This is a genomic window from Robertkochia solimangrovi (genome assembly GCF_007279655.1).
In the GTDB taxonomy this organism is placed as follows: domain Bacteria; phylum Bacteroidota; class Bacteroidia; order Flavobacteriales; family Flavobacteriaceae; genus Robertkochia; species Robertkochia solimangrovi.
In genome coordinates, this window is sequence record NZ_QKWN01000009.1 from 242112 (window position 1) to 258376 (window position 16265).

Here is a 16265-nt window from a genome sequence, read left to right on the forward strand (position 1 = left end):
AAACACCATAAAAATATAAGCATGAGTAAAATTATTGGAATCGATTTAGGTACTACAAACTCCTGCGTTTCCGTGATGGAAGGTAACGAGCCTGTGGTTATACCTAATGCAGAAGGAAAGCGAACTACTCCCTCAGTTATCGCTTTTGTTGACGGAGGTGAGATCAAGGTTGGTGATCCGGCAAAACGTCAGGCAGTGACCAACCCGCATAAAACCATATATTCTATCAAAAGATTTATGGGGAACAAATATTCTGAATCTCAAAGAGAGGCACAGCGTGTTCCTTATACAGTGGTAAAGGGAGATAACGATACACCAAGAGTAGATATCGATGGTCGTATGTATACTCCTCAGGAGCTTTCAGCAATGATCCTTCAGAAGATGAAGAAAACCGCTGAAGAATATCTTGGACAAGATGTTTCTGAAGCTGTTATTACCGTACCGGCCTATTTTAATGACGCTCAGCGTCAGGCGACCAAAGAAGCCGGGGAGATCGCAGGACTAAAAGTTCAGCGTATTATCAATGAGCCAACTGCTGCAGCACTGGCTTATGGATTAGATAAAAAAGGTCAGGATCAGAAGATCGTGGTATTCGACTTCGGTGGAGGTACGCATGACGTTTCTATCCTGGAATTAGGTGACGGTGTATTCGAAGTATTGTCAACAGATGGAGATACGCACCTTGGTGGTGATGATGTGGATGAGCAGATCATCAACTGGCTTGCTGATGAATTCAAATCTGAAGAGGATATCGACCTCAGAAAAGATCCAATGGCACTTCAACGTCTTAAAGAGGCTGCTGAAAAAGCTAAGATCGAATTGTCTTCATCAAGTCAGACTGAGATCAATTTGCCTTATATTACCGCAACCGCAACCGGGCCTAAGCACCTTGTAAGAACGCTATCAAGATCAAAGTTCGAACAACTTATCGAAGATATCGTGAAGCGTACTATCAGACCTTGTGAAAGCGCACTTAAAAATGCAGGTCTTTCTAAAAGTGATATCGATGAGATCATCCTTGTTGGAGGGTCAACCCGTATTCCAGCCGTTCAGGAAGCTGTTGAAAGTTTCTTTGGAAAGAAACCTTCTAAAGGAGTGAATCCGGATGAAGTAGTTGCTATCGGTGCAGCGATTCAGGGAGGAGTACTTACAGGAGATGTTAAAGACGTATTATTATTGGATGTAACGCCATTATCTTTGGGTATTGAGACTATGGGAGGTGTAATGACCAAGCTTATCGAAGCGAATACAACCATTCCAACCAAGAAGTCTCAGGTGTTCTCTACGGCTGCAGATAACCAGCCATCTGTTGAGATCCATGTACTTCAGGGTGAGCGTCCAATGGCAGCGGATAACAAGACGATCGGACGTTTCCATCTTAATGATATTCCACCAGCTCCAAGAGGTGTTCCTCAGATCGAGGTAACCTTCGATATCGATGCAAATGGTATCATCAATGTATCTGCAAAAGATAAAGGAACGAATAAGGAACAGAATATCAGAATTGAAGCTTCTTCAGGACTTACAGAAGAAGAAATTCAAAGAATGAAGCAGGAAGCTGAAGCAAATGCAGAAGCGGATAAGAAAGCTAAGGAAAAAGTTGAAAAACTGAACGAAGCTGATGGTATGATCTTCCAGACTGAGAAGCAATTGAAAGAATTTGGAGATAAATTGTCTGCAGATAAGAAAAAATCTATCGAAGACGCTCTTGAATCTCTTAAGAAGGCTTATGAGTCTAAGGATGTAGATACAATCCAGCCTGCTCTCGACAACATCAATGAAGCATGGAAATCTGCTTCGGAAGAAATGTACAAAGCTCAGGCCGAAGCTCAGCAGAATGGTGCAGCCGGAGGAGCTGATCAGGCACAGGATAACGCCGGTGCTACCGGAAAAGAAGGTGAAGATGTACAGGATGTTGATTTCGAAGAAGTGAAATAAACAATTCTTAATTGATAACTTTAAAAAAGCCTCCCGATCGGGAGGCTTTTTTTATGGGGTCGCTGTAGTTTCCAATAATGTTAGACATAAGCGTATGGTCCAGTAATCCATACTGCCATTGAAGTGGTCGTAATAAGGTTTTAATTTATCAGGCTCTTTTAATGTTTCCCGTGCTTCCCGTACCGAATCCAGATCTCGTTTGTCCACAAATCTGAAAAGATCTACATCTTTACCATCCGAATATAGCTTCGCTAGATGAGAAAAGATGGTAGTGCTGTTCAATTGACGTTCCTTAGCGATCTCTTCAACGGTCATTCCTTGCTTATAGAGGTCGAATGTCTTTTGATAGGTAGCGTCCTTTTTTTTAGGTTTGCCAGCCTTTTTTTCTTTCTGAAATGAAATCACTTCTTTGATAAAGGCATATCCGTAAGCATCGAGTTTTCTTTTCCCCACACCGTTGATCTGCATAAATTCCTCATCGGTTTGCGGCCGTACCTGTTCGATTTCCCGTAAGGTTGCATCACTGAAAACAAGATATGCGGGGATATCTTCTTCCTGCGATATCTGAAGGCGTAAAGCTTTAAGTTTTTCAAAAAGTCCGCCAGATTTGGAAACTGAGGATTTAGCCGCTTTCGCAGGAACAGATTGTTTTGATTTTTCCTGTGGAAGACTAAGGGCAACTTTCTCCCCATTAAATAATACTTGATTAGATCGGTCTGTAAGCTTTATGTGGTTTTTTTCATGGAAAGCGATCTCGAGATAACCAATATTGATTAGCTCTATAAGATAATGTTGCCAATCGCTCCAGGAAATATCCTTTCCGACGCCGTAGGTCTTGATATTGTCATAACCACCTTCCATTACCGCTTGATTATGTGAACCCCTGAGAATGTCTATTATCGTTCCAATTGGTTCCTTCTGCGCTATTCTCGCTACACATGACAAGGCTTTTTGAGCTATAATGGTACCGTCGGTAAATTTTGGCGGGTTTGTGCAGATGTCACAATTACCACAGTTTTCCTCCATATATTCCCCAAAATATCCGAGAAGTATCTTTCTTCGACAAGTGAGGGCATCAGTATATTGCTTTACACGGTCGATCTTTGCTAGCTGAACTTCGCTATTACCCGTATTTTCAGCAAATTTTCGTAGTTGAAGTACATCGCCATAACTGTGAAAAAGAAGGGTATCTGAAGGTAATCCATCCCTTCCGGCACGCCCGATCTCCTGATAGTAACTCTCAATGTTCTTTGGCAGGTTGTAGTGGATGACCCATCGTACATTTGATTTGTCGATACCCATCCCGAAGGCTATGGTTGCACAAATTATCTTAATCTTGTCATTGACGAAGTTGTCCTGAACTTTAGCGCGTTGAAGGGGGTCAAGACCTGCATGGTAACAGGCTGCTGAAAGTCCGGCATCGTTTAGTTTAGCCGCCAGATTTTCCGTGGATTTTCTGCTGAGGCAATAAATGATCCCGCATTCATCAGGATGATCATCGATGAAAGTGAGTATCTGTTTGAATCGTTCATTAGCAGGTCTTACCTCAAGACTTAGATTCTGACGATTAAATGAGGATATATAACGCTGGGCATTGGGTATGTTAAGCTGCTGTACGATATCTTCCCGTGTAGCTTTATCTGCCGTTGCGGTAAGTCCTATAACAGGGGTTCCCGGATACCGGTTCTTCAAATATCCGAGTTGGGTGTAGCTCGGTCGAAAATCATGTCCCCAGGAGGAAATACAGTGTGCTTCATCCACCGCGATAAGACTGAGTTCAGTCATGGACAGCAGCGGATCGATATTTCCTAAACTTTCAGGAGCTACATACAGGAGTTTGATTTTTTTATCACGGATCTTTTTAAATAATTCATCCTGTTCCGAAGCTGATTGGGTACTATTGAGAAATGCTGCTGAAATACCATTGGCATGTAATCCGTCTACCTGATCCTTCATCAGGGCGATCAGTGGTGAAATTACCAATGTCAAACCAGGCAGCAGTATGGCAGGTAGCTGATAACATATCGATTTACCGCCACCCGTTGGCATAATGACTAGATTATCATTTCCACTCAGTACAGAATTGATGATCGCTTCCTGGTGAGAACGAAAAGAATCAAATCCAAAATAATCTTTAAGTGCTTTATAAACTTCATTTCCTGCTGCCATATTATAAAAAGTCGAATTCATTTAAAGTAAAGAAAATAATCTATACTTCAGGAAGTGTCGACGTATTTAATCCTTAATTTATATTTTGCAAAGGAAAAGAAAGTATCGGCAAGTAGAAAGGAAGGAGTTTAATAGTTTTCAACGAAAGCATCAACGAAACCATTCTTCTTTCAGAATGCCATAACAGCAGGTATTTCTTTTATAGCCGTCGGGAAGATATACGTTTTTACGAAGGATTCCTTCCAGTTTCGCACCGAGTTTTTCCACAGCCTTTCGGGAACGAATGTTCCTGTCGTCGATCCTGAATTCTATTTTTTCCATCTTCATAGTCCGGAAAGCATAATTAATCATGAGGTACTTTACTGCGGTATTGAGACCTGTTCCCTGAAATTCACGACCGATCCATGTCCAGCCGATATGAATTACTTTGTTCTTTTCGTCGATATTTCCGAAACGGGTACATCCGGCATAGCGATTTACACGTTTATCGAAAATGATAAATGGAATACAGGCGTCTGCCGCTGCCAGATCGAGTGCGTTCTGTACATAATCCTTGAGTTTGGGAAACGTTTCAATCGATGAAGGAGAATATCTGAGCAGGTCTTTTTCTGCGCTGATGGTGATAAGTTTTTTGAAATTTTCGATGGTTAAAGGCATCAATCTGACGATTTCATTTTCCAGCGTAGGTATTTCCATCATACAGTTTTTGTATTTTTACCCTCAAATGTAAACAATTCGAAGTTGGAAAAGACAAAAATTCTCGAACGCTGTAATGCTATTTGTAAGAATACCTTAATGGAAACACTTCAGATTGACTATGTTGATGTTGGGGATGATTATCTGACTGGGCGAATGCCCGTAAATGAAAGGGTTCACCAACCCGACGGCGTACTTCATGGAGGAGCGACCGTAGCGCTTGCCGAGAGTGTTGGAAGTGCTGCATCTATGATTTTTCTGAATGCACAGGAAGTTATGATCAGGGGAATAGAAATCAATGCAAATCATGTGCGTTCGATCCGTTCAGGCTATGTGTTTGCCAAAGCTACTTTTCTCCATAAAGGACGAACCACGCAGCTTTGGGATATCAGGATTACTAATGAACAGGAGGAATTGATTTCTGTATGTAAATTAACGACTATCAGCCTGCCACGAAAATAGAACATGATCGATTGCCCTTTATTTTTTGATAAGATCCAAAACCAGTTACTTTTAGAAAGACCATTTGTGGTTTATCGCAAACCTGGTGAAAATACTGTAAATGGTATTTTACAGCATAGTGAAGAGTTGATTCGCCCAGAACCTGATAACAGTGATGGTTTCATTTTCGCGCCTTTCGACGCTTCCCGTAAAGCAGTACTGTTACCTTTTGATGAGGTTTGTCAATGTATCTATGAAGTTGGTAGCGATATAGAGCATTCAAAAGAGAACCAGCATAAAGTCTACGAGGATAATACTATACAGCAATCCTATGAAAAACTAATCGCAGATACGGTAAACAGTATCGAAAATTCCGATTTGGAAAAGGTGGTTATTTCCCGGAAGTTCACTGTCAGCAGGGATCAGCGTGACCCGGTCATAATCTATAAAAGGTTGCTGAATACCTATCCGGATGCATTTGTCTATTGGTGGTTTCATCCGGTAATCGGAATGTGGATGGGAGCAACCCCCGAGACGCTGCTGATTTCAGAGAATCATCGATTCCATACCATGGCATTAGCCGGTACCCGATTGAACAGGGATATCGATCCCGGCGAAGTGGAATGGGGACGTAAAGAGATCCGTGAACAAGCATTGGTGACCGAATCGATAGAAGCCTGCCTCCGACCCGTTGCAAAAGAACTGAATAGCACAGGACCAGATACTGTGGCTGCAGGAAGATTATATCATTTGTGCACAAAATTTGAAGGTGTACTCAAAAGTGCAGGGAAATCTGTTCTACCTGAGCTCATTCAAGCATTGCATCCTACACCTGCTGTATGCGGACTTCCAAAGGAGGATGCATTGAAGTTCATTCTTGAAAATGAAGGCTATGATCGGGAATATTATGCCGGGTATCTGGGAATTTGCAAGATGGAAACCGAAGGAAGTGAGCTACTCGAACTTTTTGTGAACCTCAGATGTATGAAATGGACCGTTGATCATATTGAAATATTTGTTGGAGGTGGGATTACCGATGATTCGGATCCGCATTCAGAATGGATGGAAACCGAAAATAAAAGTATGACCATGCTGCGTGTATTAAATTAATCCTTGAATTTTCGTTTACCTCTTTCAGATTGGTTAATTTTACCTCATTAAAGTGATCTTCACATTACATGAAATATTCTGACATTCCCTTAGCGCAAACCGTCGTGAGCTTGTGCAAGGCTAAAAACATAAAACATATCGTAATTTCTCCGGGTAGCCGGAATGCACCTTTAACCATCGGATTTACCGGAGATGATTATTTTAAAACGTATAGTGTTGTCGACGAAAGAAGCGCTGCATTTATCGGTGTTGGGTTAGCCCAGCAACTTCAGGAACCGGTTGCGGTGGTATGCACATCGGGCTCTGCTTTACTAAATTATTATCCTGCGGTGTCTGAAGCCTTTTACAGTGATATTCCCCTGGTAGTGATCTCGGCAGACCGACCTGGATATCGTATCGATATCGGTGACGGGCAAACCATTCGTCAGGATAATGTCTTTGACCGTCATATTTTATATAATGCCAATCTAAAGCAGGATATCAGGGATAATGAGATCAGAATACTGGCAGAAAAAAATAAAGCTCCATTATTGCAAGGGGCGGATGATCAAAAGTTGCAACAGGAAATCCAGGCTTTTAATGAAGCTGAAATGATGAAAGCGCTGACACTTGCAGCATCACAATCCGGACCTGTACATATCAATGTTCCTTTTGAAGAACCCTTGTATGGTAACAGCACCACTCCTTGTATCGATGTAGATATTCCCGAAAGTTCGTCTGTACCTTCACAGGAACTGGAAATCGATGAATACGTTTCGATCTGGAATGGTGCCAGAAGAAAGATGATACTTGTAGGTGTGTTATCGCCGGATGCTCTGGAAAATGAGGTTCTGGAACTGTTGGCAGCAGATCCTTCAGTGATCGTTTTTTCAGAAACGACTTCAAACTTGCATCACGAGCAATACTTTCCGAATATCGATAAGATTATTGCCCCGCTGGAAAAGCTCAACGATCCGGATGAAATGTTTCAAAAATTACGGCCGGAGATTTTGATGACCTTTGGAGGTATGGTGATCTCTAAAAAGATCAAGGCCTTTTTGAGAAAGTATCAACCGGACCATCACTGGCATATCGATTCCAAAAAAGCCTATGATACGTTTTTTTGCCTGGAACGACATTTTAAATGTGAACCCAATAACTTCTTAAAGCAGTTTTTTGGGAAGACTCAGGCTCAGGAAAGCGAGTATCAGCCTTATTGGCTGGAAATTCGCAAGCTGAGGTCGGCTTGTCACCGAACTTATGTCGATCAGATTCCTTTTTCAGATTTTAAGGCTTATGAAAGAATTTTAAAGAATATTCCGGGAGTATATAACCTTCATCTTAGTAATAGTTCCACCGTGCGTTATGCGCAGTTGTTCTTTCTGACCGATAATCTGAGAGTGTATTGTAACCGGGGAACCAGTGGAATTGACGGGAGTACCAGTACTGCCGTGGGGGCCGCAATCCATAGTGAATACCCAACGCTGTTGGTGACCGGAGACCTTAGTTTTTTCTACGATTCCAATGCGTTGTGGAATAGCTACCTGAGAAAAGATTTCAGGATTATTATGCTTAACAATGGGGGAGGAGGAATCTTCAGGATTCTGCCTGGAGATAAATCGGATCCGAATTTTGAAACATATTTTGAAACCCCTCACGACCTGAATGCAAAAGGTATTTGTGAAACCTATGGTTTGGATTATTTTTCAGCAACGGATGAGTTAGGTCTCCTGGAGGTATTGACCAACTTTTATGAGGATAGTGAAAGACCTCGTTTACTCGAGATCTTTACCCCCAGAAAAATAAACGATCAGGTATTGCAGGGTTATTTTAAATATCTTGCAGACCAGCAACCTAAATAAAAAAGATCGCCCTTGAGGCGATCTTTTCATATATAGTAATTTTTATAACTCCCGGAATTCATATGCTTCCTTCCGGAATGCATTTTACTTTTTATTCTTAAAGGATTTATCGGGATAAGCAGGAACTGCCGGGATCTCTCTTGGATCTTTCGCGATTTCTTCCTGAAGTACTTTGATCGCCATATCGAGCTGTGCATCTTCACCATTAAAGGTGGCATGCGGCATATTGACCACCTCGATATCTGGAACGAAACCATGCCCTTCGATAAGCCATTCACTCTCTTCTCCATAAACACCCATCATCGGTGCCCTGGCAACTCCATAATCAGTAAGGGTATTTACGCCACTCAACCAGATCTCACCTCCCCAGGTGCGCACCCCGATGCTCTTCCCGAGACCAAGGCGTTTAAATCCTTCTGCAAATGCTTCACCATCGGAGGCGGTAAGTTCATCAACAAGAATTACGATATGACCTCTGAATGCATACTGCATGTTCCAGTAAGGTTTTCCAGATCGTTGTTTCCAGTACATCCAGGCTTTTCTCAAGAGCTTTTCAAGGATGAAACTTTCGATGTTCCCACCGCGATTATGGCGTACATCGATGATTAGTCCGGCGCGATCGAAAACAGGGTAGAATTCACGATACCACTGGCTGAGATCACCGGATCCCATAGCTCTGAGGTGAACATAACCGATCTGATTTTTTGAATCCTCTTCAACCTTCAGTCTTCGTGTATATTCCCATTCAGTATATCTCAGATTATAATCATTTTGAATGGGTTCAACGATCTTATCAATATTTCCTGAATTATTTTTCAAGCTTACTCTCACTTGTTTCCCGGCCTGATCTCTTAGCAGGGCACCGATATGATTCACTGAAAGTACGGAAGTTCCATTGATGGCAGTGATCACATCACCCTCACTGATATTAAGGTAAGGATCATCAAGTGGAGATTTTTCATCGGGATAATCCGGATCAGCCTTATAGATGTGATCGATCACGTAACCTCCTTTTTTCTCATCCCTGAGGAGCCTTGCACCAAGACTTGCAACACTTATGTCTTTTTCATCTTCGCGTTGATCACCTCCACGAACACTGGTGTGTAATGCTGCCAGTTCGCCTACATATCTTCCGATAAGGTCGGAGAGTTCCTCCCTTGTGGTCACGCGTTTAAGTAACGGATAATAACGGTCATACATAGCCTTCCAGTTCACCCCATGCATGTTCTTATCATAGAAATAATCTCTTTCCATACGCCATGCGTCCATGAACATTTGCTCCCAGTCTTCCCTGGGAGAAATCGCAAATTTCCAGGAACTAAGATCCAGCGCATTGTCATTAAGTCCGGATATTGGCGAGGTACCAGCGTTGGTGACATAGAAATTTCGACCTTTTCGAATCAGTAATTTTTTCCCATCAGCACTAAGGTCTAATCCGTTGACGTCTTCCAATATGGTTTTCAGCTTTGCATCTTCATCCTTTACAGGGATTGCTTTCAGATGAGTCTTGGCATTTAAACCGGTTTCTGATGCCAGTACGAATAAACCGTTCTCAGTAACTTTGAGACTTCGGTAATTTCCGGATGATACAGGTACTTCCATAAGTCTTTCCTTAATTCCATCAAAGTCGATGGCAACTGTAACTCCGGAATCAGCCTCCTTACTATCTTTTTTAGAGGACTTACTTTTCGGAGTTTCCTGAGTATCCGTTGAGGTTAGGAGTTCATCAGGAGCCTTGAAAGGGGAGCGGTATTCCTTTTTCAGTGGTATCAGATAGATCTTATCGGTCTGATCGAAGTATGGCTCCGGTTGTCTCGGCCCCCATGGAGCACCCACCAGACTTTGGAAATTTCGGTCTGATAACAGGTACAGGAACTTTCCGTCCGGACTCCATTCTGCAGAAATGCTGTTTGCCCTGTCAGTGGTGACTGCGGTGGTCTTTCCTGATTCAAGACTATAGATCATGACCTGATACATCGTATTGTCTGCTTCCTGACTGAATGCAATCCATTTACTGTCCGGCGACCAGGAATATCCAGCGATTCCCTGTTGATTGGTGGATATCACTTTGCTTTTGCCGGTATTTACATCAAGAATAAACATGTTGTTCTCAAGATCGTTATAAGCGATCCATTTACCATCGGGAGAATTAACACCACCAAATCTCAGAACATGACCGTCGGTTGTGATCGGTTTGGAATCCTGGAGGCCTAATGCGTCTAGTTTTACATATTCGAATTCTCCACTCTCATCGGAAAGGGCATAAATAGATTTTCCATCGGCAGAAAAGAATGCATCGCGGTAGCGAATATCCTTTTTAGGGGCAAAGGTTATAAACCGGCCTGACTTTACAGGCGCGATGAAGATACGCCCTCTTGCGGTGATTACGACCTTTTCACCTTTGGCATCGGTTTTAGCCGATGAGATGTATCGCGATGGATTATCAACCCATTTTTCACGAAGTTGATCGAGGTCGGAAGGGAGCCAGATTTCGATCTTCTTATCACTGCCTGAAGCAAGGTCCAGATGCCATAGATCGGCTCCGGTCTGATAAACGATATTCGCATTGTGAAGATCGGCTGAACGAACATCAAAAACTTCGTGCTTTGTATGTTGTTTAAGATCGTTACCTTCAGTATTCATCGACCAGATATTCATGATTCCGTCACGGTCCGAAAGAAAATAAATACGGTCGTTATAGAACATTGGATTAAAGCTCTCACCATTATAATCAGTGGTTAATTTTAAGGCATCCGCAGCACCCGGAACAAATTTCCAAATCTGTCTTGCCGTACCGCCCATATAGCGTTTAGTAACGTTCCGGTGGTCCATCGGACTCACAAAAAACAGGGTCTTTGATCTTGTATCGATATCCGCTTCACTCGCCTGAGATAACGGAATTCTTTCTTCGGTGTGAGTTTTTACGTTGAGTTTAACAAGTTGGAAGTCCGGTAAGGTTGCGTAGGCCGTAGTGTGATAAATCAGTTCTTCAGCACTTGCCCAGGAATCTGCAACAGCTCCTGCGTTCTCATAAGTTAATCGCTCAGGTACACCTCCTGATAACGACATCAGGTAAAGCTCAGATGGTCCTTCATAACTGGCTGTAAATACCACTGATTTTCCATCGGGAGAGAATACCGGGGCGGATTCTGATTCAGCATGCGTAGTAAGTCTTACGGCAGCACCTCCGGTGAGGGGTACTTTCCAAAGGTCTCCTTCAGCGGCAAAAACCACTGTAGCGCCATTTACTGTTGGAAATCTATAATATCCCTCAAAGTTTTGACCATACATCAGACAGCTGAGGAGGGAGAACAGAACTGCCAGGAAAAAAGGTCTTTGATCATGGATAGAAATCGCCTGAACAATAACCTTGGATTTACATAGAGTTGGTTTCATTACGGTTAATTTTTTTATAAAGATTGTCAAAAAAAATCAGATTCTGTAGCCCACACCTAAAAAGGCGTGATTTTTACATTTTCGGCGAGAATTTTAAATAAATTCTGAATATCTGAAGATAGTAGAATCAGTTATCAAGGCCATTTCTTTACTTTTGTACCATGATACATTTAGGAAGAAAGAATACCTTAAAAATCTTACGCCATACTTCGGTAGGGTTATTCCTCGGAGATGAGGATGGTCATGATATATTATTGCCCAATAAATACGTACCGGCGACCTATGAGATAGGAGACGACATCAATGTATTTTGTTATCTTGATCATGATGAAAGACCTATAGCTACAACGCTGGAACCAAAGATTATGCTGGATGATTTTGCAGTTCTGAAGGTGGTTGAGGTAAATGAGATCGGCGCCTTTCTGGATTGGGGAATGGAAAAACATCTTTTTGTTCCGTACCGCGAACAGGCCCGAAAAATGGAGGAGGGGAAGTGGTACCTGGTCTATTTGTATATGGATGAAAGAACCGGGAGACTTACGGCATCCAGTAAAACGGATCAGTTCCTGAGCAATGAATCACTGTCGGTGAAACGTTTTGAGCATGTAGACCTGATCGTATCACGGTTTACTGAACTGGGAGCAGAAGTGATCATCAATAACCAACATAAGGGATTGGTTTATAAAGATGAGATCTTTCAGGAACTTAAATTAGGTCAGCGACTTACGGGCGTAATTAAAAAGATCAGGGAAGATAATAAGATCGATGTGTCTTTACAGGAATTAGGCTACAGAAATCTTGAGCCTGCCGCTAAACATATTCTGGATGTTCTCAACGATGCTGAAGGATACCTTCCGCTACATGATAAAAGCGAGCCGGATGAGATCAGGGATTTATTGGGAATGAGTAAGAAAAGCTTCAAAAAGGCGATTGGAGTGCTTTATAAACAACGCGAGATCGAGATTACCGATAAAGGAATACGTAGAATTAAAAGAATCAATGACAGGTAACCCCTGATAATTATACACCGGAAGGTTTGTATTCCGGATTAAATCAAAGATATTTACACGAGAAATAGAAATTACAGTACTATGAATACTCCCGAGTGGAAAACCGTTAAGGAATACGAAGACATTACTTATAAGAAATCGGGTGGAGTAGCCCGAATCGCTTTCAATCGTCCGAATGTACGAAATGCATTCAGACCAAAAACTGTTGGAGAACTTTTTGAAGCGTTCGTGGATGCACGGGAGGATACTTCCATTGGGGTAGTATTGCTTTCAGCAGAAGGGCCATCAACGAAGGATGGTATTTATTCTTTTTGTAGTGGAGGAGACCAGAATGCACGTGGACATCAGGGATATATCGATGATGACGGGATGCCAAGACTGAATATTCTTGAGGTACAACGTCTCATTCGCTTTATGTCTAAAGTGGTAATTGCTGTAGTTCCTGGTTGGGCCGTTGGAGGCGGACATAGTCTGCATGTGGTTTGTGATCTTACCCTGGCGAGTAAGGAGCACGCGATCTTCAAACAGACCGATGCCGATGTAACCAGTTTTGACGGGGGATATGGTTCTGCATACCTCGCAAAGATGGTTGGCCAGAAAAGAGCACGGGAAATATTCTTCCTTGGACGTAACTATTCAGCACAGGAAGCCTTTGAGATGGGGATGGTGAATGCAGTGGTTCCACATGCGGATCTTGAGCAAACCGCTTTTGAATGGGCGCAGGAAATTCTTGCTAAATCGCCAACTTCAATTAAAATGCTTAAATTCGCCTTTAACCTGACCGACGATGGTATGGTGGGTCAGCAGGTTTTTGCAGGTGAGGCTACACGACTTGCGTATATGACAGAGGAAGCTAAAGAGGGACGTAACGCCTTTCTGGAAAAAAGAAAGCCTGATTTCAAGGATATCAAGTGGATACCATAGGATACCTGTAATAAATCAAGTTTAATTAAAATTTTTTCTATGCCCTTCATTGAAGAAAAACATTTAATTGAGCTTCACGAAAGTTTGGAAGCCAAAGAATTATCAGAAGAAAAATTAGTTGATCAGCTTAAAGAGGAGCGTTATCAATTGTCGATGATGAAACGAAGCCGGAATGTACTGTTTACGGTTTCTGTTATACTTTTAATCGTAATTGGCGGATTCTTTTTTACCTATATGTACTATCCGGAGTTACTGATCAATCAAAGTTCACTGGAAGCAAAGAATAAGATCATTATCGATGCCGATCAGTTGAATGGTCTGGAGAAGGAGGTTGCCTCTCTTCGGAATGATAAGACACTTTTGCTGACAAAGTTTAAGAGAACAGAGGAACAACCGGAACCGGAATTACCTCCTGCAGATCAGGTGATCTATGCAGTGCAGGTTGCGGCTCTTGAAAATATGGATCTGTCGTTGTTTTCAGGTAGTTTCAGAAATCTTATCTTTTATAAATACAAGAACTTCAATAAATACGCACTCGGCAATTTCGATTCGCTCGAAGACGCACGATCATTTAGAAAGGCATTGGTAAAACTTGGGTTTGAAGATGCCTTTGTCGCTTCTTATAAGAATGGAAAGCGCATAAGGATTGAGGAGTCGCTGTAATTTACTATGAATAAAACTAAAGCATTCGTTTCAGCGGCAAGGCTTCGCACGTTACCGCTGTCTTTATCCGGCATTATTGTCGGATCTGCTATTGCGGCACATGAAGGAAAATTTAATGTAGTTATTTGTGTCCTCGCACTTATTACGACCATCGGTTTCCAGGTGTTATCAAATTTCGCCAATGATTACGGCGATGGAATCAAAGGAACCGATAATGAACATCGTATCGGTCCGATGCGTGCTTTGCAAAGCGGAGTCATCACTCCCGCAGAAATGAAAAAAGCGATGATCGTAACTACAATACTGACGATGATTGCAGCTATTGCCCTTATCTATGTTTCCTTCGGAAGTGAGAATTCAGGGTATGCGCTTTTCTTTTTTCTTTTAGGATTAGCTTGTATTGGAGCAGCCATTAAATATACGGTAGGAAGTGGGGCATATGGTTATCGCGGTCTGGGAGATATTTTCGTTTTTATCTTTTTTGGTTTGGTAGCTGTTGTAGGAAGTTATTTTTTATATGCGCAACAGTTACAATTTTCCGTATTCCTTCCGGCGATAACGATTGGTCTTCTAAGTGTTGGTGTTCTAAACCTTAATAACATGAGAGATCGTGAAAGCGATGAACGATCCGGTAAACTAACGCTTGCGGTAAAGTTGGGAGCAGCAGCCTCCAGGAAGTACCATGTCATCGTAATAGTACTAGCTATAGTTAGTAGTTTGGGATATCTTTTTATTGAATATAATAGCTGGATCAACCTTATTTTTCTCCTTTCTTTTATTCCGTTGATACTACATATAAAAAGAGTTGTAGGAAATGTCTTGCCTAAGGCTTTAGATCCGGAACTTAAAACTCTGGCATTGAGTACTTTCTTATTCTCTCTGCTATTCACTTTGAGTTTTAATATTTTTTTGTAGATTTATTGACACCACTAACTGCAACATATTTTGGACCAACCGATTAAGATTTTAATAGTAGAAGACAATGTGATTATCGCTGACGACATGCAATCCATGTTAGAAGAGATAGGATATAACATTGTAGACAACGTAATTGATTACGAAGGTGCCGTAAGTGCCCTTGAAGAAAATGAAGTAGATCTCGTTTTGGTAGATATCATACTTGCCACCGAGAAAACCGGTATCGATGTAGGTAAGTATATCAGGGAAAATCATAATATCCCTTTTATTTTTGTGACTTCGAACTCTGATAAAGCTACGGTGGAGAATGCTAAGACCGTTAAACCAAATGGTTATTTGGTGAAGCCTTTCGAACAACAGGATTTGTTTACATCCATCGAAATAGCTCTGGCTAACTATAATGAACAGAGGCCTGCCGCTGCAAATATGAAAGACCGTGAGGAAAATGATAACTCACATATGTCTAATTCAATATTAAGAAATTCAATCTTCGTTAAAAAGAACCAGCATTATCACCGCATCCCCTTCGATGATATTCATTATGTTAAAGCAGATAATGTATACCTTGAAGTTACTACTCAAGATAAGACCTATCTCGTTAGGTCGGCCTTAAAGGATTATCTGGAAAAGTTACCTTCCAGTCAGTTCTACAGAGCGCATAAGTCATATATTGTAAACCTGGATCATATTGAAGCGATCAATACAAAGGATATTCTCATCAATGGGAAGACTATCCCGATCTCTAAAGATTTCAGGGAATTCATCTTGTCTAATATGACTTCCTAATTTACCCTTAACAACAATTTAACAGTACTTTACAACAACCTGATTCTATTCCGCAACATTAATTTTAACAAGTGTGTTTTGTGAGATATATTTACAGTGTTGTTAGAAATTAGAAGACTGATAGCGAGCCCCAAATGTTATCAGTTTACATAAAAGTCCCAATCTAACTAATACCTGACTAACTACTATTATGTGGTTTATGTAAAAAGAGTTTTAGTGTAAGCTAAGGCTCTTTTTATTTTTTGGTCGGTTCTGGTATTTCTCAAAAGTCAATTTATCTAAGCCAAGGTCACTTTCCCTCGAATTTTGTGTCAACTAAATTTAATTTCAAAAAAGCGACCCCAAATCGAAGCGAGGCGTAGCGAGCCTCAGG

12 protein-coding genes are annotated in these 16265 nt (G+C 41.6%); 9 read left to right on the forward strand and 3 right to left on the reverse strand.

From position 1 onward, the window contains the following. Window positions 1-21 precede the first annotated feature (21 nt). On the forward strand, window positions 22-1938 hold the full coding sequence (dnaK, locus tag DMZ48_RS13850; RefSeq protein WP_143955746.1) for a molecular chaperone DnaK: 1917 nt from the start codon (window positions 22-24) through the stop codon (window positions 1936-1938). 51 nt (window positions 1939-1989) lie between these two features. Here the strand turns inward: dnaK and recQ are convergent, their stop codons facing one another. Continuing rightward, window positions 1990-4107 (reverse strand): DNA helicase RecQ, encoded by a 2118-nt coding sequence (gene recQ / locus DMZ48_RS13855; protein ID WP_143955747.1) that lies wholly within the window; start codon window positions 4105-4107, stop codon window positions 1990-1992. Window positions 4108-4257: 150 nt separating this feature from the next. Continuing rightward, entirely contained in the window at window positions 4258-4803 is a 546-nt protein-coding gene (locus DMZ48_RS13860) for a GNAT family N-acetyltransferase (RefSeq protein ID WP_143955769.1), read from the reverse strand. Between the two features lie 45 nt (window positions 4804-4848). Between DMZ48_RS13860 and DMZ48_RS13865 the strand changes: the two genes are divergently transcribed. From DMZ48_RS13865 to menD, 3 genes are all read left to right on the forward strand, one after another. Continuing rightward, window positions 4849-5265: a PaaI family thioesterase gene (locus DMZ48_RS13865; RefSeq protein WP_242009210.1), complete on the forward strand. Its 417-nt coding sequence runs from the start codon at window positions 4849-4851 to the stop codon at window positions 5263-5265. A gap of 3 nt (window positions 5266-5268) precedes the next feature. After that, the gene (locus tag DMZ48_RS13870) at window positions 5269-6354 is read left to right on the forward strand and encodes an isochorismate synthase (protein WP_143955748.1); all 1086 of its coding nucleotides are present in this window, start codon (window positions 5269-5271) and stop codon (window positions 6352-6354) included. A 68-nt stretch (window positions 6355-6422) separates the two neighbouring features. Beyond that, window positions 6423-8195, forward strand: a complete 1773-nt coding sequence (menD, locus tag DMZ48_RS13875) for a 2-succinyl-5-enolpyruvyl-6-hydroxy-3-cyclohexene-1-carboxylic-acid synthase (protein WP_143955749.1) — start codon at window positions 6423-6425, stop codon at window positions 8193-8195. An 84-nt stretch (window positions 8196-8279) separates the two neighbouring features. Here the strand turns inward: menD and DMZ48_RS13880 are convergent, their stop codons facing one another. Next, the gene (locus DMZ48_RS13880; RefSeq protein WP_143955750.1) at window positions 8280-11591 is read right to left on the reverse strand and encodes a S41 family peptidase; all 3312 of its coding nucleotides are present in this window, start codon (window positions 11589-11591) and stop codon (window positions 8280-8282) included. A gap of 161 nt (window positions 11592-11752) precedes the next feature. Here DMZ48_RS13880 and DMZ48_RS13885 point away from each other — a divergent pair, with 161 nt between their 5' ends. The 5 genes from DMZ48_RS13885 (at window position 11753) to DMZ48_RS13905 (ending at window position 15892) form a co-directional block, all read left to right on the forward strand. Continuing rightward, the gene (locus DMZ48_RS13885; RefSeq protein WP_143955751.1) at window positions 11753-12601 is read left to right on the forward strand and encodes a CvfB family protein; all 849 of its coding nucleotides are present in this window, start codon (window positions 11753-11755) and stop codon (window positions 12599-12601) included. Window positions 12602-12682: 81 nt separating this feature from the next. Continuing rightward, window positions 12683-13525 carry a 1,4-dihydroxy-2-naphthoyl-CoA synthase gene (locus DMZ48_RS13890; protein WP_143955752.1) on the forward strand — a complete coding sequence of 281 codons (843 nt, stop codon included), beginning with the start codon at window positions 12683-12685 and terminating at the stop codon, window positions 13523-13525. Window positions 13526-13564: 39 nt separating this feature from the next. Then, window positions 13565-14188, forward strand: coding sequence for an SPOR domain-containing protein (locus DMZ48_RS13895; RefSeq protein WP_143955753.1), 624 nt, complete (start codon window positions 13565-13567; stop codon window positions 14186-14188). Between the two features lie 6 nt (window positions 14189-14194). Beyond that, window positions 14195-15103 (forward strand): 1,4-dihydroxy-2-naphthoate polyprenyltransferase, encoded by a 909-nt coding sequence (locus DMZ48_RS13900; protein WP_143955754.1) that lies wholly within the window; start codon window positions 14195-14197, stop codon window positions 15101-15103. A gap of 30 nt (window positions 15104-15133) precedes the next feature. Beyond that, window positions 15134-15892, forward strand: a complete 759-nt coding sequence (locus DMZ48_RS13905; protein WP_143955755.1) for a LytR/AlgR family response regulator transcription factor — start codon at window positions 15134-15136, stop codon at window positions 15890-15892. Window positions 15893-16265 lie beyond the last annotated feature (373 nt).